The organism is Paenibacillus sp. DS2015 (genome assembly GCF_050433705.1).
Lineage (GTDB): Bacteria > Bacillota > Bacilli > Paenibacillales > Paenibacillaceae > Paenibacillus_AQ.
Genome location: NZ_JBNPWS010000001.1, coordinates 79894 through 98502 on the forward strand (window position 1 = coordinate 79894; position 18609 = coordinate 98502).

Annotated in this window: 16 protein-coding genes; 2 read left to right on the forward strand and 14 right to left on the reverse strand. The window is 42.9% G+C overall.

Features of this window, described 5'->3' with window-relative positions:
* Window positions 1-25: 25 nt before the first annotated feature.
* From J2T13_RS00380 to J2T13_RS00390, 3 genes are read right to left on the reverse strand one after another with little or no spacing between them, the layout of a single operon-like run.
* Window positions 26-1597 (reverse strand): gluconokinase, encoded by a 1572-nt coding sequence (locus J2T13_RS00380; RefSeq protein ID WP_429367262.1) that lies wholly within the window; start codon window positions 1595-1597, stop codon window positions 26-28.
* Window positions 1594-2871: a lactate racemase domain-containing protein gene (locus tag J2T13_RS00385; RefSeq protein WP_429367264.1), complete on the reverse strand. Its 1278-nt coding sequence runs from the start codon at window positions 2869-2871 to the stop codon at window positions 1594-1596. The genes J2T13_RS00380 and J2T13_RS00385 overlap by 4 nt, the downstream gene beginning before the upstream one ends.
* Window positions 2868-3635 (reverse strand): SDR family oxidoreductase, encoded by a 768-nt coding sequence (locus tag J2T13_RS00390; protein WP_429367266.1) that lies wholly within the window; start codon window positions 3633-3635, stop codon window positions 2868-2870. The genes J2T13_RS00385 and J2T13_RS00390 overlap by 4 nt, the downstream gene beginning before the upstream one ends.
* 181 nt (window positions 3636-3816) lie before the next feature.
* On the opposite strand from J2T13_RS00390, the gene J2T13_RS00395 reads away from it, so the two are divergent.
* Complete coding sequence (locus J2T13_RS00395; protein ID WP_429367268.1) at window positions 3817-4818, forward strand: LacI family DNA-binding transcriptional regulator; 1002 nt, start codon at window positions 3817-3819, stop codon at window positions 4816-4818.
* Window positions 4819-4892: 74 nt separating this feature from the next.
* On the opposite strand, the gene rhaD is transcribed toward J2T13_RS00395, so the two are convergent.
* A complete protein-coding gene (rhaD, locus tag J2T13_RS00400; protein WP_429367772.1) occupies window positions 4893-5732 on the reverse strand; it encodes a rhamnulose-1-phosphate aldolase in 840 nt (279 codons plus the stop codon).
* 277 nt (window positions 5733-6009) lie between these two features.
* Between rhaD and J2T13_RS00405 the strand changes: the two genes are divergently transcribed.
* A complete protein-coding gene (locus tag J2T13_RS00405; RefSeq protein WP_429367270.1) occupies window positions 6010-6765 on the forward strand; it encodes a DeoR/GlpR family DNA-binding transcription regulator in 756 nt (251 codons plus the stop codon).
* 140 nt (window positions 6766-6905) lie between these two features.
* On the opposite strand, the gene J2T13_RS00410 is transcribed toward J2T13_RS00405, so the two are convergent.
* From J2T13_RS00410 to J2T13_RS00455, 10 genes are all read right to left on the reverse strand, one after another.
* Window positions 6906-7631, reverse strand: a complete 726-nt coding sequence (locus J2T13_RS00410) for a LutC/YkgG family protein (protein ID WP_429367272.1) — start codon at window positions 7629-7631, stop codon at window positions 6906-6908.
* The gene (locus J2T13_RS00415; RefSeq protein ID WP_429367274.1) at window positions 7624-9132 is read right to left on the reverse strand and encodes a LutB/LldF family L-lactate oxidation iron-sulfur protein; all 1509 of its coding nucleotides are present in this window, start codon (window positions 9130-9132) and stop codon (window positions 7624-7626) included. Before J2T13_RS00415 ends, J2T13_RS00410 begins: the two co-directional genes overlap by 8 nt.
* A gap of 2 nt (window positions 9133-9134) precedes the next feature.
* The gene (locus J2T13_RS00420) at window positions 9135-9857 is read right to left on the reverse strand and encodes a (Fe-S)-binding protein (protein ID WP_429367276.1); all 723 of its coding nucleotides are present in this window, start codon (window positions 9855-9857) and stop codon (window positions 9135-9137) included.
* A gap of 125 nt (window positions 9858-9982) precedes the next feature.
* The gene (locus tag J2T13_RS00425) at window positions 9983-10741 is read right to left on the reverse strand and encodes a DeoR/GlpR family DNA-binding transcription regulator (RefSeq protein ID WP_429367278.1); all 759 of its coding nucleotides are present in this window, start codon (window positions 10739-10741) and stop codon (window positions 9983-9985) included.
* Between the two features lie 19 nt (window positions 10742-10760).
* Window positions 10761-12236: a rhamnulokinase gene (locus J2T13_RS00430; protein ID WP_429367280.1), complete on the reverse strand. Its 1476-nt coding sequence runs from the start codon at window positions 12234-12236 to the stop codon at window positions 10761-10763.
* Window positions 12233-13453 (reverse strand): L-rhamnose isomerase, encoded by a 1221-nt coding sequence (rhaI, locus tag J2T13_RS00435; protein ID WP_429367282.1) that lies wholly within the window; start codon window positions 13451-13453, stop codon window positions 12233-12235. The genes J2T13_RS00430 and rhaI overlap by 4 nt, the downstream gene beginning before the upstream one ends.
* 46 nt (window positions 13454-13499) lie before the next feature.
* A complete protein-coding gene (locus J2T13_RS00440) occupies window positions 13500-15569 on the reverse strand; it encodes a bifunctional aldolase/short-chain dehydrogenase (protein ID WP_429367284.1) in 2070 nt (689 codons plus the stop codon).
* Between the two features lie 284 nt (window positions 15570-15853).
* Window positions 15854-16282 carry an RbsD/FucU family protein gene (locus J2T13_RS00445; RefSeq protein WP_429367774.1) on the reverse strand — a complete coding sequence of 143 codons (429 nt, stop codon included), beginning with the start codon at window positions 16280-16282 and terminating at the stop codon, window positions 15854-15856.
* A gap of 52 nt (window positions 16283-16334) precedes the next feature.
* On the reverse strand, window positions 16335-17858 hold the full coding sequence (locus tag J2T13_RS00450) for a rhamnulokinase (RefSeq protein WP_429367286.1): 1524 nt from the start codon (window positions 17856-17858) through the stop codon (window positions 16335-16337).
* Window positions 17859-17939: 81 nt separating this feature from the next.
* Complete coding sequence (locus J2T13_RS00455; RefSeq protein ID WP_429367288.1) at window positions 17940-18599, reverse strand: class II aldolase/adducin family protein; 660 nt, start codon at window positions 18597-18599, stop codon at window positions 17940-17942.
* Window positions 18600-18609: the final 10 nt, after the last annotated feature.

Here is an 18609-nt window from a genome sequence, read left to right on the forward strand (position 1 = left end):
TTTGAATTTTCGAATCTTCGTATGATCAGTTCATCATTTCTTTAATGTTTGCTGCATTGGATGTTTGAAATTTAGCTATTTGCCTAAAGCTATCTTTCAATTGAACATAAATCTGCTGATATAATGGGAGTAATTGTTTATAAAGCTCGTGATTAACTTCATTCGGTGTGTAAAGTGCTTGAGAAACATACTCCGACGAAGCAGGATCTAATAAATTGTCAGTGACACCCATAGCATATAAAGCTAATTTTGCAGCACCCAGTCCTGAACTTTCGATGACTTCTGGTACATCAACTGGAATCCCAAGTACATCCGCCATGATCTGGCAACAGAGCTCCGATCTTACAACTCCACCAGATGCCCGGATCCTAATGGGGGTCACCGATAGATTCTCTAGCAAGGAAACCATCGCCCCGATTTGAAAAATCATTCCCTCCATAGCCGCTCTCATCATATGAGATTTCCCATGCGCCATAGATAATCCGAAGAATACACCTCTTGCCTTCGCATCCCAGAAAGGTGCACGTTCCCCTGTTAACAGTGGGAGGAATAATAGACCATCTGCACCTGGAGGCGCCTCCTTAGCAATATCCAAATAGGATGTATATTGCTGCAATTCATGTTGTGACAGCGGTGCGGTACCTTCGGAGAATAATTGGTCTACCGTCCACTTCAGTACCACTCCACCATTGTTGGAAGCTCCACCAATAACCCAGTAGTCATCTGCCAATGCATAACAGAACAAACGTCCTTCCGGGTCCAAGGTCGGCTTCCGGACAACCGTGCGTACCGCACTACTTGTTCCAATCGTTACAGCCACCTCGTCGGAGTTCATAACGCCAATGCCGAGATTAGCTAGAACTCCGTCTGATGCCCCAATAACGAAAGGCGTATCCACATGTAAACCTATTGCCGATGCATGTTCAGGTTCCATTCCAGACATTCGATAGGTGGAAGGTACCGGCTCGGAGAGCTGTTCTTGTGTGACACCTGCCAATTGAAGCGCTTCTTCGTCCCATTTCAACTCATGGATGTTAAACATACCTGTCGCGCTTGCAATAGAATAATCGACCTTGTATTGTCTGAACAACTGATAGAATACGTATTCTTTAATACCTATAAATTTATAGGCTTGGTTGAATAAGTCTACTTGGTTGTCTTTCATCCAGATGAGCTTCGTCAAAGGTGACATAGGGTGGATAGGCGTACCTGTATTCAGATAAATTTGTTTACCTTTTCCACTATTAATAAGCTCTTCTGCCGCATCCACGCTACGTTGATCTGCCCAAATAATACTGGGTGTTAGCGGTTGATGATTCTCGTCTACCACGATGACACTGTGCATCGCACTACTAAAAGATACACATAAGATATCATCTGATTGAACTCCTGATTTCGTTATCACAACCTTCATCGCTTCTAAGGTTGCTTGAAAAATTTGATCAGGATCTTGCTCCGCTCTATCTGATTGTGGCACGTTCAGAGGATAACCAATCGAATGGATAGCCTTCACTTTTCCTGTCTGATGAATCATTAGTGTCTTAACACTCGTCGTTCCAATATCGACTGCTAACACATAATCTTGTATTTTACTCATTTGCTGAGATATCCTTTCTGATCAAACTGCCACTCGTAAGGTTCACTCACAATTTCAATTTGTGGATGACGCATGGCTTCAGCGAGCAGTGTTTCGGAAATTTCGATCTCTCCTAGGTGTAACGTATCGCGAATCCTAGCTAATCTGCACTCATGAAAATCAAGAATATTACATGTCTTAATACCGGCACGAATTGCATCTAGATCGTTAGATAACGTGGTCGCTTGCTTCGTTGGAGCACACACCGTCGATGTTAGTCCATTAGCATAAGTAGCAGGCCAATCGGCCTTGCTAACTAAACGTGCCGTGGTGAAATCTGCTGTACCTACTCCATTAGCGTTCCCCTTCGATTCAGGCGTAAGATCAAGCACCACCATTTTATTCACTTCTGGACCTCCATGAGCATAAGGAGTCGGGTATCTTCCAGTAACGTTAGGGTCCATTCCATCGCCACTAATATTTTTTCCAATATAATCAATAACAAGTACGTCCAGATTTGAAAAAAGTATTTTGGGCAGACGTTCCTTCGCTTCACGTAGCAGTTCAGGTTCGAAATCCTCCATCTCGGCTGCGGGAACAACTTCTATTCTACAAGTCTGATCATAAGCGTTCTCAATGAGTGCCACGCCGAACACGATCGGAAGCTTATCAATCATCCTTCTAGCCATAGCCGGCACGTTTTCCGCCATATATTTGAAGCCTAGTTGATGTGTCGCTTCTGCACCCTTTTGCTTGCCTAGGCCTATAGCAATCATCTTTAAGAGTCCACTCTCAATCGGACCACGGAATGCGGTATGTGGCTTAACTCGGTTAATCACTACGATCGCATCCGCCTCTGTAGCAGAAATTCTATCAACATATACCGGCAATCCATTAGGTAGCTTATCAATGAGAACAACATCCATTGACGAACGAATGGGAGCTCCCATTCTGGCTTCATCAATCCCTAGATGTGCAAGTACCTCAACCTGTCCCTCCGCTGTAGCACCACCATGACTACCCATACAAGGTACGATGAATGGCTCTGTTCCTGCCTTTTTGAGTTCATCAATGACTAGCTTAGTAAACTCATCCACCTTATATATTCCTCTACTCCCAACAGCAACAGCTACTTTGCTGCCTTTTGCAATCTTTGGAATACATCCCGAAGCATCTAACTTCAACTTCAGTTCAGAGATCGGATCTTCCAATCTTGTCTCGTCAAACTTCTGACGAATCCTCACCATCCGGGGTACTGGGATATCTTGCAACAGTTGGCTTAATGTATCACTCATATCGTCATCGCTCCGAAACCACCATCTACACGAATAAGCGCTCCAGTAATAAATGATGACGCTTTCACTGAGGCTAAATAAATCACGGTTCCTTGAAGCTCATCTGGGTTCCCAAACCGATTCATCGGCGTGTGCGTCATGATAGATTCCGTACGTTCCGGCGATAAGATCTTACGATTCTGTTCAGCTGGAAAGAATCCTGGAATAATGGCGTTAACACGAATTTGATGGGGTGCAAACTCTCGTGCTAGAAACTTAGTTACGCTATTTACGCCAGCCTTGGATGCCGAATAAGTGAACACTTTAGATAACGGTGGATCTGACGATACCGAAGATATATTAATAATGGAGCCACCCTTACCCTGCTCAATCATTTGCTGTCCAAAAATTTGACTTGATAGGACAACACTCTTCAAGTTCACATCCATGATGTTATCCCATTCGTCCATCTTAATTTCCATAAATGGTGTCGAACTATTGATACCCGAGCTGTTCACAACGATATCAACACTTCCTGTCCAAGAGAGAACTTGATCCAGTACATTTTTGAGATCATCTTCAACCGTAACATCAGCCTGAATGACCATCGCTTCTCCACCCGCTAATTCTATACGTTGCTTAACTTCATTGGCCTTATCTAAATTACGTCCAACGATAGCTACTCGCGATCCTTGAGATGCTAGTCCTTCCGACATCGCGCCTCCAAGCACACCATTTCCACCTATAACTACAGAAGTTGTACCTTTTAAGTCGAATAAATTCATTATTATCCCCCTTGATAGACTCCATATTCAAACAAATAACAACGTTGTTATTGTTATAATAACGTAATTTATACGGACTGTCTAGCTCTTAAGATTAAGTCTAAACTAAATAACTTACCTCTTTTCCGAAAAAAATATGATATAATAACAACGTTGTTACTGTGATTGGGAGGAATCAAAAGTGTCCGTTACAATTAAAGATATTGCCGAACGCGCCGGTGTAAGTTTCTCAACGGTTAGTAAAGCACTAAGAAACAGCCCACTTGTACAAGATATAACAAAACATAAAATACTGGAGATCTCTAAGGAATTAGGATACCAGCCCAATATAGCCGCCCGTAGACTTGTGTCGAACAAAAGTTGGACGATTGGTGTCGTGTGGCCTTCAGTTGAACGGGTTACCCCCTCAACTTTGATTACGAGAATCAATCATGAATTAGCCAAACATTCGTATACTACATTGCTATCCATTAACGAAACAAATTTAGCTATAGAAACCTTCATTCGTCTTCAGTGTGATGCCATTCTCGTATTCTATGATCAAGAAAGACGTGAAGGTGGAAATATCCGTAGCTTCCCAACTCCAATTAACATTCCCATTCTTTATTATGGAATCGATGGACTTACACCTTACACAACTATTGATACCGTTCGTAGTAAAGCCATTGAATTAGCCGTGCATCATTTAGTTGAATTGGGTCATCAACGCATTGCATATATCGGTCATGTGAAGTCCAAAGACCCACTGCAATATGAGAAGGTTGTAGCTTTCACTGACCTAATGAATAAATACAACTTACCTATAACTAGTGAATCTATTCTTCCTATTAATAGTCTAGATACGCATGAAGGATATATGACGGCTAAACAGCTACTCATTTCCACTCAACGCCCAACGGCGATTATTAGTGGTAGCTATGACCTTACCAAGGGAATTCTGCGTGCAGTAAATGAATTGAGGATTCGCATTCCAGAACATTTATCTCTTGTTAGTTATGATAATATACAGCAAATGGAAGAACTCGAAGTGCCTATGACTGCGGTAGGTGTATCGCTAGATGAAATTGTCGACACCACTGTCGAAACCTTATTAAGATTGATGAATGACAAGGGGCCTGTACCTTCTGTAAATTTAGAGCCTGAGCTTGTCGTTCGTTCCTCCACCTCACCACCACAGATATAAATAGAAAAAAAAAGGATTCTTACGTAATGAGTTACGTTAGAATCCTTTTTTTAATGTGTGATTGAAATGAATTATTATTTTTCTCGAAGAATGCCCGCAACTGGAGTCACTCCAAAAGCCTTAGCTAGTTCAATTAATTGTTGATCTGTGATTCTTTGTTTGATCTCATGATGAGCAACTAACATATAGATTTGTGCAGCCTTCTCAACAGTTTCAATTAATCCAAAGGCCTCATCCATCGTGGTACCTGTACCAAATATTCCATGTTGTGGCCAAATAACAACCCGATGCGACTTCATCTTCTTCGCTGTCTCACGTCCGATCTCACTACTTCCCGGTACCATCCAAGGGATAACACTGACTCCGTCAGGGAATACAACGATACATTCCGTACACATTTCCCATAATGTTCTCGTAAATAGACGTTCATCTAAATCATGAATGAAGGTCATAGCCAGGGTGTTCGTGGAATGTGTATGCATAACAATCCGATGATCCTTATCCACCTTCAAACGTTCAATATGACTCATGAAATGGGATGCAAGTTCGCTCGTCGGTACAGCATTATTACTTAGTCCCCATAGTACTTCAACACTTTCACCTGAAGTAGATACTCGAATAACACCGATGTTGGACTCTGGATCAGAGATCACATTTTTGAAATATTTACCCGATCCCGTCACGATAAAATACATGCCTGCTAATTCATTAACAGGAAATGATAAAGGAATCGTTCTAATCACGTTCTGTGTATCCATATATTTGCATACTTCAGACTCATCTAATATATAACTGATGTTTCCTCCGTTACGTTCGTCCCACCCAAGGTTCCACATATGATAAGTGATATCTGCCATTTCGCGTACAAAAGGTACATCCATTGCAGCAACATTATTTTTAGTATTTATAGTCATTGAAGTTGTAGTCACAGTAACTCTCCCCTTTAACTTCTTTTTTTGAAAAGATTCATCTTTTATACTTTCATCCTACGCTCACACATCTTTATTGTCAACATAACTAACAGAATAAATGTTGTATTAATTTGTTTTGTGTATTTTTCATGACATATTTAACATTAACCTTGATGATCTCCAGATCAGCTTATCAATAAATCAAGTACTTGCTATAACAATCACATTGTAGCTATGATATACAAAAGTAATAGTGTGACTGAAGAAAGGTGATCCTTCTATGTTAGCAGCTGAACGAAGACAAAAAACGATAGACTTAATTCATCAAGATAAGCGTGTACTTGTTGCCGATCTTAGTAAAATGTTTGATGTTACAGAAGAAACGATTCGACGCGATCTGGAGAAGTTGGAGAAAGAAGGTATCGTGAGCCGTACATACGGGGGTGCCATGCTTAACAGACATACTAATGAGGACCTTCCCTATACAACTAGAAATACGATTAATATGGACATGAAGCGAGACATCGCGCTGAAGGCCCTGATGCTTATTAACGACGGGGATACATTAATGGTCGATCCAAGCTCGACTTCTTTTGAATTCGTAAAGACACTAGGTAACAAGAGCAATCTGACCCTAATTACCAATTCAATTAACATTCTGCACGAGTTCGCCAATACGAATCTCAACATTATTTCGACGGGGGGTTCACTCCGATATCGTTCACTTTCATTAGTTGGACCTATCTCTCAAGAAACGGTGCAGAAATATAATGTTGATACGGTCATCATGAGCTGCAAAGGCCTCTCTCTTGATAAAGGTGTAATGGACTCCAACGAACCTGAATGTGTCTTAAAACAGCATATGATACGTCAGGCTGATCGAATTATTCTTTTAGCTGATCATATGAAGTTTGATAAGATTGCCTTTGTAAAATTGGTTGATCTTGCACGTATCCATTATTTAATTACTGACCAGAAGCCATCCGATCCATGGTTAGAACTATTAGCTAAACATAACGTTGAAGTTATCTATTAATGGCACAGGAATATACAACTACATTGCCTTAGAAACCAACTTCCGACTATCGATAAAATCTGAGCGCAAGTTTATTCTTTCTAACGAAAAGATACCTTCCTTGTCTCTCAAAGAAGGTATCTCTTATATCGATACTAACGTTATCCCACAAGTAAAGCGAACACAATACCAGGTCCATGTACCCCAATGGTAAGATCATTCTCAATGTCTGCCGAACGACTAGGACCCGAGATGAAATGGATGCCTGCTGGTAAATTCTCACGTCCTGCTTGATCAAAGTTTATCAATACTTCACCAAGCCGCGTCTTCAATCGTTCAAGAGGAATAATAGCAATAAGTGCCGTAGGTAATAGGCTAACTGATCTCCCCTTATCCTTGGAGGACAGCACCGTAATTGAACCTGTATGCGCAACAGCATAATCAGCTATGACGACACCAATATCTGCTTCTGCTGCTCTGGCTTTCCAGTGCTCTTGTGAATCACTGTTCCATAGAGAAACTTTGGCATTCTTAATAGACGCCTCTAACCCTAACGCATTTAATTCATCTTGATTCTGCCGAATGATATATTGTGCTGACATCTCTTCCGCTTTGTTCGCTATAAAGGTTGTAACTTCTCCCATATGGGAGAGGCGTTGTACACTTCCTCCAGCGCTGTTGAAGTTGACTGTGAATTCCTCAATACGTTCTTCCAGTGACAGCTCGTAGGTATTCCAGAAATCTGGAGCCCCCTGAAAGGGATGAGGTGGTGGCTCAATAACCCGAGATCGTCCCAGACGCTCTGCAATGCCAGACATAAATCGTTCTTGCTTCGAACGAGATTCTATCTCCAATTGCGCTAACCAATCCTGATGTGATTTAGGCATGGCCATTCCCTCCTTTTTCCCGGTCTCTGATGAGCGCTTCCATACGACTCTTTGCCTTCGGATCCATGTCCTGTATTCCACTTCTAATCTCTTCATCCAGCGTTTTCCACTGATTACGAAACGATTGTTTAGGAAGACTTGGCGTAACTCTGTAGCTGTTCCAGCCCTTTAGTGGACCTATCTTAGCGTGAATCTCACCTTTACGTACAACGATCTTTTGAGCTAATCTACCCACTTTTAGAACGCCTTCATACCGTTTAGAATTTGACATGATCGCAGCAAAACCACGCATACCCGCCGCTTCTACTTTATCACCATGCCCTCTTTCAACCTTCCGCCTGCGCAAATAAATGAGCATTTCGTGTAACGGAATCTTGACTGGACAAGCCTCGTAACAAGCACCACATAGACTTGAAGCACTAGCGATATCATCCCATTGTTCAATATTCTTATTTAATGCTGGTGTTAATACAGCTCCGATAGGACCACTATAGGTCCCGCCATACGCATGCCCACCGATATGACGATATACTGGACAGGCATTCAAGCAAGCCCCGCAACGAATACAATTCAATAACTCTTGGAATTCTGGATCACCAAGTTGTAAAGAACGACCATTATCCAGAATAATGATATGCATCTCATCTGGACCATCCGCGTCTACTTCTCTGCGTGGACCTGTAATACCAGACATATATACCGTTAACTTCTGCCCCGTAGCAGAACGTGGCAATAACGTAGCCATGACTTCTAAATCACTCCATGAAGGAATAATACGTTCCATGCCCATTAAAGTGATTTGCGTTGATGGAACCGTCGTAACCATCCGAGCATTACCCTCATTCTCGAACAGTACCATGGAACCCGTCTCTGCGATCGCGAAGTTGCAACCCGTCATGCCTATATCTGCTTCAAGAAACTTCTCTCTTAGCTTTTTACGCACGAAACCAGCAAGCACTGACGTCTCAGGAGGTAAGGTCTCGCCTGCTTCCTTAGATAGTAAATCAGCAATTTGATATCGATTCTTGTGTATTGCTGGAATAATAATATGAGAGGGTGTCTCGCCTGCTAGTTGAATAATATACTCCCCAAGGTCAGTCTCTACCGCCTCTACACCTATGGACTCTAATGCATGATTCAAATGTAGTTCTTCGGTAACCATCGACTTAGACTTCACGACTGATCGTGCCTTTTTCTGCTCCGCGATGGCAAGTGTGATCTTCACGGCTTCTTCGGCAGTATCTGCAAAATGGACATGAACCCCATTGGCTCTAGCATTATCGGCAAATTGATTCAAGTAATAATCGAGGTGCGCAATCGTATGTAGCCTAATTTGGCGACCACGCTCACGCCAATCCTCCCAATTCCCTTGTTGGTCTGCTGCCTTCTGCTTACCATCACGTAATCGTTCCGTCGTAAACTTAACTGCTTTTCGAAGAAATTCGTTATTCAAAGCAAGCTCGGCACGTTGTTTGACTGTCGCTCCATCTGCTGCACTCATGCTTACTTCACCCCTTCATATAACAGTTCTGCTAAATGCATGACACGAACGGGCTTGTTGCGATAGCGTAAGTTGCCCCCAATGTTCATCAGACAGGCCATATCCAATCCAACGAGTACTTCAGCTTCAGTCTCCAGCACGTGATCACTTTTCTCCGTTACCATAGCCCCTGATATATCGGACATTTTGATAGCGAAAGTCCCCCCGAATCCACAGCAATCTTCTGCAAAAGGAAGCGGCACCAATTCCATTCCCTTGACATTACGCATCAACGCCATCGGCTCTTCCTTAATCCCGAGCAGACGACTTCCATGGCAAGACGGATGATAGGTTACTTTATGCGGGAACGATGCCCCAACATCGGTAACACCTAGCACGTGCACCAAAAATTGAGTGAATTCATATGACTTTTTCTGGAGCTTCTCAGCCTTCATAAGCATCATCGGGTCATTCTCGAACAACTTTGGATAATGATGTATCATTCCAATGCATGAACCTGCAGGTGAAATGACAAAATCACTATCCTCAAATGCTTCAAGGATCGTCTTAGCAGATTCTCTAGCTTCGTTCCAATAGCCACTGTTAAAAGCAGGCTGACCACAGCAAGTCTGCACCCTAGGAAAATCCAATACAACACCGTATCTAGCAAGTAATCTAGCCATGGCTTCCCCAATTTTGGGGTATACAGCATCACTAATACAGGTGATAAACAAAGATACTTTCATCGCCGTACCCCTCTTTCACACCTTTTTGTAACATTAGAACGTATAAGTTTTAATTTATACGTTCTAATGTTCTTGGTAAACGTACGACACGATCAAGGTGGCCTACGCTTATATTTAAGTTGATATTACACCGTTGTGACCGATATTAGACGTTCCTTCAACATATTCATTTGCTCTTGGGCAATACGCTGATCGGTAATGATCTCATGAACACCCGTAATATCTGTCACATGAGTGAAAGACTGTAATCCGAATTTACTAGAATCGGCTAGTAGAAAAACCTCATCCGAAATACTGATCATTTTTTGTTTCACTTGCGCTTGTAGTTCATTAGATTCACTTATACCTCGCTCCAAATGAACTCCCTTACACGAAAAGAATAATTTATCGACATGATAGGAGTCTAATGAACGTTCTGCAAGCGGACCTACATAGGACATTGACTTTGCCGCTAGTAAACCACCCGTAGATATAACTTCAATCTTCTCTTTACTGCTAAGTTCCATCGCGACCTTAATTGAATTGGTGAGTACGGTGAGTGGAATATCAGGCAAATCCGCAGCCATATACCATGCCGTTGTACTTGCGTCCAGAAGAATTCTGTCCTTTGGCTGAATTCGCTTAATGGCCTCTTGGGCAATTCTTCTCTTCTCTTCCGCATGCATAATCTCACGTTCCATATAAGGCGTCTCAGGATGATGATCCTTTATGTTAACCGCGCCTCCATGAGAGCGCCGAAGACGTCCCAACTTCTCCAACCGGTCCAAATCGCGGCGAATCGTTTCTTCTGTCACCTGACACAAATCGCTAAGCACGGATACCCTTATACTTCCTCTTTCATTCACCAACGCAACAATTTTCTCGTATCGCTCTGCAACCAGCATAACTTCCCTCTTTCTAACGCTATATTTGGGCCAGACCCGTCACTTGACAGAATCGCCCGTGAGCTTCTTCCCAGACGTCCGACTGTTCAGGTTCATAGATGACTATTGGGAAGGAATCTCTTATGACCTGCCGAGCCTCCCATACATCTGACAAATCACCTTGGGCGATCCATTGCGTAGTTAAATTGCCGATGGCACTTCCTTCCGCAGGCCCTGCCCATACCGGTTTACCAATAGCATTAGCCGTCCATTGGCAAAGTAAGGTATTATGAATCCCTCCGCCCACCATATGCAATCCATTAAAGGATTGAGCTGAAAGACGTTCGGTCAGTTCCAGTACATAACGATATTTTAAAGCAAGACTTTCCAAAATGCATCTTACAATGGCACCGGGTTGTTCTGGCGGTTGCTGACCGGTCTGCACACAGTACTTCCGTATATGCCCTGGCATATCTCCTGGATGTAGAAATAGTGGGTCATCTGGATCAATAAAGGTTGTCAAGGCAGGCGCTTGGTGTGCCAGTTGGACAAGCTCTGGAAAAGAATACGAATTCCCTTCCCGCTCCCATGCCCTCCTGCTCTCCTGTAGAATCCATAGTCCCATAATGTTCTTCAATAATCTGAAGGTGCCATAAGCACCTCCCTCATTCGTGAAGTTAAGTTTAAGAGCCATATCATTAATAACTGGTTGCTGTACCTCTGTTCCGAGCAGTGACCATGTTCCACAGATTAAGTAAGCAAATGACTTCTCCATGGCCGGCACCGCAATCACTGCGGAACCTGTATCATGCTCTGCTGTCGTAAAGATGGACATCGGCTTAATGCCTAACTCATCACTTAGAGAAGAAGTAATTCTACCTACATGAGTTCCTGGTTGAGCCACGTTCCCAAACCATGAGCTCTCGATGCCTAGCCGCCGCATAAGGGATTGATCCCATTTGCCCTCTAGCGGATTATATAGCTGCGTAGTCGTTGCATTCGTAAATTCATTATGCATCTCACCGCTTAAGAAATAACGAAGAAGATCAGGAATCATGAGAAAATGCTTGCCTTCTCTAACTAAAGGCGAATTCGCTTGTCTAAGGGCATATAGTTGATAAATCGTATTAAACGGTAAAAATTGAATGCCTGTACGTCCGAACAGCTCCGCTGATGACATTTCATCCAACACGGCTTCCATAGCACCATCCGTATGCCGATCACGATAATGATACGGATTGCTGAGGAGTTCTCCATGACTCCCAATCATACCGAAATCTACAGCCCAGGAATCAATGGCTAAACTTTTAGCCTCAATATTCTGATGCTTCACCTTCAATAAGCCTTGTTTCATTTCATGAAATAAGCGAAGAATGTCCCATTGCAAGCGATTACCTACCTGCACGGGGTCATTTGCAAATCTGTGAACCTCTTCCACTTCCATCTTCTTATCGTTCAAACGGCCACGCACTAATCTCCCACTACTAGCTCCAAGATCGAATGCGAGCACACTCACCAGCTTGCACCACCCTTGCCTCTCACTGCAATATCTTGCGTATAACTACTATTCAGAAAAGCTTTCATAGGGTCTTGTGGTAGGTTCCGTTCTTCACGAATGGCTTGAATCAGCGGTGCTACATCGAACTCATATGCTTTACGAACCGCATCCTCTGCCCCTAATACATCGCCACGAAGCTGTGCTTCCTCAACTTCAGCATGATTAACCAGCAGCGCCTTTGCAAATTGCGTCTGTACATTCAGTACAGAACGAATCATCGCAGGTATTTTCTGTTCGATATTGTGACATTGATCAATCATATAAGCGATATTATTCACCGTGTCGACGACACCTGCATCAGAATCCTGTGAGGCATGTAAAATTTGATAGAATATAAGGAATAGTTCATACGGATTCATTGTACCGACAATAAGATCATCATCTGCATATTTACGACTGTTGAAGTGGAATCCTCCCAATCTTTTCTCATCTATTAGATAAGCAACGATATGCTCCACATTCGTTCCTTGCGCATGATGGCCTGTGTCCACAAGCACTTCGGCTTGAGGCCCCAGCTTCATAGCCAAGTTATAGGCCATCCCCCAATCCGCTAAATCTGTATGATAGAATGCGGGCTCGAAAGACTTATATTCAATAAGCAATCTCATCTGTGGTGTCAGAGCTTTATACACCTCTGCTAGTGCTTCGTGCATCCACGCTTTACGTTTACGAATGTTGCCCTGTCCAGGATAGTTCGTTCCATCTGCAAACCATAGACTGATATCTCGGGATCCCGTTGCCTTAGCAATATCTACACATTCTAACAAATGATCTGTGGCTTTACGGCGAACCTTGGGATCGATATTCGTAACACTGCCTAGCATATAGTCATCCTCTTGAAATAAATTCGGATTCACAGCACCTACGCTGAGCCCTAAGTTCTCAGCATGACTTCTAAGCTTACTGTAATCCTCCACTTTATCCCAAGGAATATGAATAGCTACCGAAGGAGCAAGTCCGGTCAAGGCATGAACCTGAGCCGCATCTTCAAACTTCTCAAACGGATTACGAGGGACACCTACTTTTTGATAGACTTTAAATCTAGTACCCGAATCGCCATACCCCCAAGAAGGAGTCTCAATTTGGAGTCCTTTAAGTTTCTTCTTCACTTGATTGAGGTCGATACCTCTAGCTTGCTGTTGTTCCTCAAATAACGAATATGCACGATCAGTCACATTCAACACCCTCTCATCATATAATCATTGGTTATTATCAAAAGATTTATCTTGTGAAGGCTGCAGGTACGCCGCCGTCAATGGTTAGCATACATCCCGTTGTCTTCTCTGATTTGGAAGATGCAAAGAAGGCAATTCCTTCAGCGATATCTCTCGGATAAATATTAACTAGCAAAGTTGTACGTTTGCGGTAATGTTCTTCTAATTGGTCAGGCTCAATGCCATAAGCGGCTGCACGTTCATTACGCCAGTTCGAATTCCAGATCGCAGATCCTTGTAGGATAGCATCAGGTAGAATTGTATTCACACGTATTCCGTATTCTCCGCCTTCAGTCGCGATACAGCGCGCTAAGTGTGCTTCAAGAGCCTTAGCTGAGCTATAAGCTGATACACTTTTACCTGCATATATCGAATTCTTGGATCCGATGAAGACCATGCTGCCTCCTACAGATTGTTCCTTCATTAATTTGAATGCTTCGCGTGCCACTAGGAAATAACCTGTTCCCAGCACCGCTATATTAAGATTCCATTCCTTCAATGATGTCTCCTCAAAAGGACTGGAAGTCGCAAGACCCGCATTGTTCACAATAATATCTACGCCACCAAAAGCAAGCGCTGTCTCTGCATAAGCATTCACAACATCTTCCTCGCTCGTAACATCCATTTTGACAGCTATGGCTCGGTTCTCACCATACTGCGCATTAATCTCCGCCGCTACCTTCTGTGCACCTTCTAAATTCAAATCTGCAAGTACCAGATGTGCTCCTTCAGATACGAGTCTCCGTGCAGTTTCGCTACCGATTCCGCCTGCTCCGCCTGTGATAAAGGCTACCTTACGTGAGAATTCCGCCTCCGCTGGTGCGAGTGATAATTTGTATAGCTCTAGTGGCCAATATTCTACATTGTAGGACTCATTCTCGCTAAGAGAAACGAAATTCCCCAGAGCCGTAGCCCCTCTCATAGCCGCGATAGCTCGATGAAACAATGCACCACTGACTTTAGAATTGGACCAGCTCTTCCCTGTATTGATCATCCCAACCCCTGGAATTAGAATAACTCTTGGCGCTGCTTCGAACATCACATCATCCTCGTGCTTATTGCGCTCAAAGTAAGCTTGATATTTCTTTTTGTAAGTAGCAACCCCATCTTTTAGCTTCGCTTTCAAGCCCTCTATATCGTTTACATTCGGTGTCCAATCAATAAAGAGTGGGACAACCTTTGTATGTACCAAATGATCCGGACAGGCTGCACCCACTTGAGATAGTTGAGCAGATTCACGCCCACCTACAAATTGCAGTACATCTTCCGCGTCATCGAATGTAAGAATCATTTTCTTAGCATCGCTTACAGCACCTCGAATGAGTGGTAACACGCTAGCAGCAATATTTCTACGATCTTGTTCAGGTAGTGTTTCTACAATAGCGCCACCAAAAATTGTATCCTCGTTCACACGGTTCTCAATATAATTCTCAGCTTCCGTAATGATCTCAACCGTCTTAGCGTAACATGCTTCTGACGTTTCACCCCAAGTGACAAGACCATGCTTCTCCATCAGTACCAATTCTGCTTTAGGATTAGCTAGCACACCTTCAGCAATCATTTTAGATAGTGTAAATCCAGGTCTAATATAAGGAACCCATACAAATCTATCCCCATAAATTTCGCGAGCAATCTCCTTACCATTGTCTGCACAGCAAAGACTTATAATCGCATCAGGATGCGTATGATCCACGTGTTTAAAAGGTAAAAAAGCATGTAACAATGTTTCTATGGATGCTCTTGGATGCTTAGAGTCGATCATACAATGAGTGAGGTAATTGACCATTTCCTCATCCGGCATTTCAGCTTTCTCGAATAGAGGGCGAATATCTTCTAAGCGTAGTGCTGTAAAATTACTTGACTTCATAGAGGCAAGGTCAGAACCACTTCCCTTTACCCACATTACTTCAACGTCCTGACCACGGAAATCTTTAATCGTTGTTTTTGTAGACGTATTACCACCACCCCAATTACATACCCGACGATCTTCACCAATGATATTAGAACGATAGACTAACTCATCAAGTCCATCCTGTAATTGAACCGCTTTCAAAGAATCCCATAAGCTCTGTACCATAAATAATATTCCTCCGTTTTGTAGTTTATTGTTGTTGTTTTTATTATTGTATTACATTTGTTTGTGTTTGAATAGACACAATTCAAAAATAAACAAAAATTAATAGGCGCCCCAAGGTTAAAATACTGACCACTTGAATATGTCCCTTTTGTTTATTGACACCTCCAAGTGACCGGAAATAACAAAATGGCGGTTCAAGGATAACCCTCGACTGCCATTTTGTTTAGATCCGTCTATATCTTCAGAAGAGCAGCGCCTGCACCTCCAATAGATGATATCAGCCTTTAATTAATAACCCCTTTTTTAAGAATCACATTAGCATAAAGTGCCTTTTCACCCGTAGAGATAATCGCGTAGGCTTTCTTAGCACGTTCATAGAAAGCAAACCGCTCTACTTCTTCAAAAAGATTCTCTCCGTCCTGATATGTAGCAACAATCCCACGATAAGTATCCCAAATAGGCGTCTTTACTTGATCTCCTGGGGTAACCTGCATTAAAGATATAGGATGTTCAACATATTCATCTAGTGGAACAAGTTGCAGTACAGCTTCTAGCAATTCAGGAATACCGTGCCCATCACATCGAATGAGTCTTTGAGCATGGCTCGCTGCCGGAAAATTACCATCTGCAAGCACAATTTCATCAGAGTGACCCATTTCCATTAATACTTTCAGTAGTTCCGGAGAGATTAATGTGGAAATCCCCTTCAACATCATGCACGCCTCCTCTATCACTTTGCACGCTTTGTCTACTTGTTACAACTTGTTACGTTGTCATCATTTGTGTTGATTTCGTAATTTGACTGTACTTCTCATAAGCATCAGTCCACGCCTTGGAGTCTTGAGGGCCATAGCTCTCCACAGGAAAAGAATTACGAATTAAATCCTTTCCTGCCGCCATATCCTCGAGTTGCCCACTTGCTACGAGTTGTACCATGATATTGCCAATGGCACTAGCCTCGATCGGACCTGCCCAAAGAGGACGCTGGATAGCATTAGAGGTAAATTGACAAAGCAACCTATTCTGAATTCCTCCACCTACCATGTGCAATCCCTCAAAGTTAACCTCACACAATTCTTCTGCCTGCTCTAGAACTTGACGATACCGAAGAGCCAAACTTTCTAGAACACAACGAATGACTTCACCTTCCGTTACTGGCTCCGGCTGTCCAGACTCTCTACAGTAACTTCTAATCTCATTTGGCATATCCTTTGGATTCATGAATCTAAGATGATCAGGATCTATCAAGCTACGAAAAGAAACAGCCTTATCAGCTAGTTCAACTAATTCTTGAAAAGATAAGGCAATCCCGTCGTTTTCCCATTTGCGTTTACACTCCTGTACAATCCACAGACCCATAATATTCTTGAGTAGCTGATAAGTCCCCCCAACGCCACCTTCGTTAGAGAAGTCTCGCTCCATGACACCCTTATGAACCAAGGGTTCTTGAATCTCTGTTCCAAGCAAAGACCATGTACCACATACAAGATAAGCGTAAGTTGCAGAGGTTGCAGGTACTGCTGCTGCCGCAGACTCCGTATCATGTGAACCCACAGCAACCATACGAAGTCCAGGAATACCTAACTCTCGACATACCTCCTCGGTCAAATCTCCCGTATACGTACCAGGTGGTATAGGGTCTATCATAAGATCACTAGGGATTCCCAATTGTTCCATAAGCGCTGTGTTCCATGAACGTGTTGTCGGATTGTATAGCTGTGTTGTAGTCGCCATTGTGAACTCGCATACCTTGACTCCAGTAAGAAAATAAGATAATAAGTCCGGTGTTAACAGTAGCGTCTGAGCCATCTCCAACTTCGGAGAATTCGCCTTCTTCATAGCGTACAATTGATAAATCGTGTTGAAGGGCATTAACTGCAATCCACTTTCCATGAATAACCTTTCCCGACCGAATAGATCACACAGTTCTTCAACTAATCCCTTGGTTTGGGGGTCTCGGTAATGATAAGGAAGTCCAATTAACTCGCCATTGCTATCCAGTAGCCCGAAATCAACACCCCAAGTATCAATACCACAGCTCTCCAGCGTGTACCCTGCCTGTGAAGCTTTGCGAATGCCTGTCTTTACTTCCTGCAATAGTAATGCAATATCCCAATGTAAATGATTATTAATAACTACCGGTACATTGGGAAAACGATGAACTTCGGTCATTTTTAATATACATTTATCCGAACATTGATCCTCTACTCCCGTTACCAACTCGCCTACAATCGCTCGACCACTACTTGCTCCTAGATCAAACGCAAGTACAGCACCTTGATTGCTCAACAGATACACCACCTTTAATTCATAAACATCCTCATCTAACTTTCACCGAAACCCTATACCGTAGAAGGAAAATGATTATATTTACTTCATCTGCTGCAACAATTTAATCCGATAATCTTCGCTCTCAAGCGCAGCAATATCAGCAAATTCCTGATCTGTTAGAACCACTGGATTACCCACAGCTCGCGCTGATAAGTAAATCTTGGCACTTTCCTCAACAACCTGAGTACGGTAAAAAGCTTCGCGTAAATTTCTTCCCGTCGTAACCAATCCATGATTCCCCAACAATATAGAACTTGCTTCAGTTACCTTATCCGCAACAGCATTCGCCAGTAAGTCTGTCGTTGGAATTAAATAAGGGATGTACAATGTCTTACCTACCAGCGCTGCTTGATCTGGAAACATGATCGGAAGATTCTGTTCTACCAAAGTAAAGGCAATACAATAGGGTGGATGGGTATGGATCATAGCCCCCATATCAGGTTTCTGCCGGTATCCATATAGATGCATCAGCACTTCTGAGGAAGGGCGTAGCTTAGTGTCACTTATCTCACCCGATGGAATATCCACTTCAATCCATTGCTCTGGTTCAATTTCCTCCAGTGCGAAGCCACTAGGTGATAAAAACATGCTATTCTCTAGCCTAGCGCTGATATTCCCTCCTGGTCCTACTACAAGTCCGTGATCGACAATTTTACGTGCATATTTACATAGCTCATTTCGAATATCTAAACTACTCATCGTATACCCC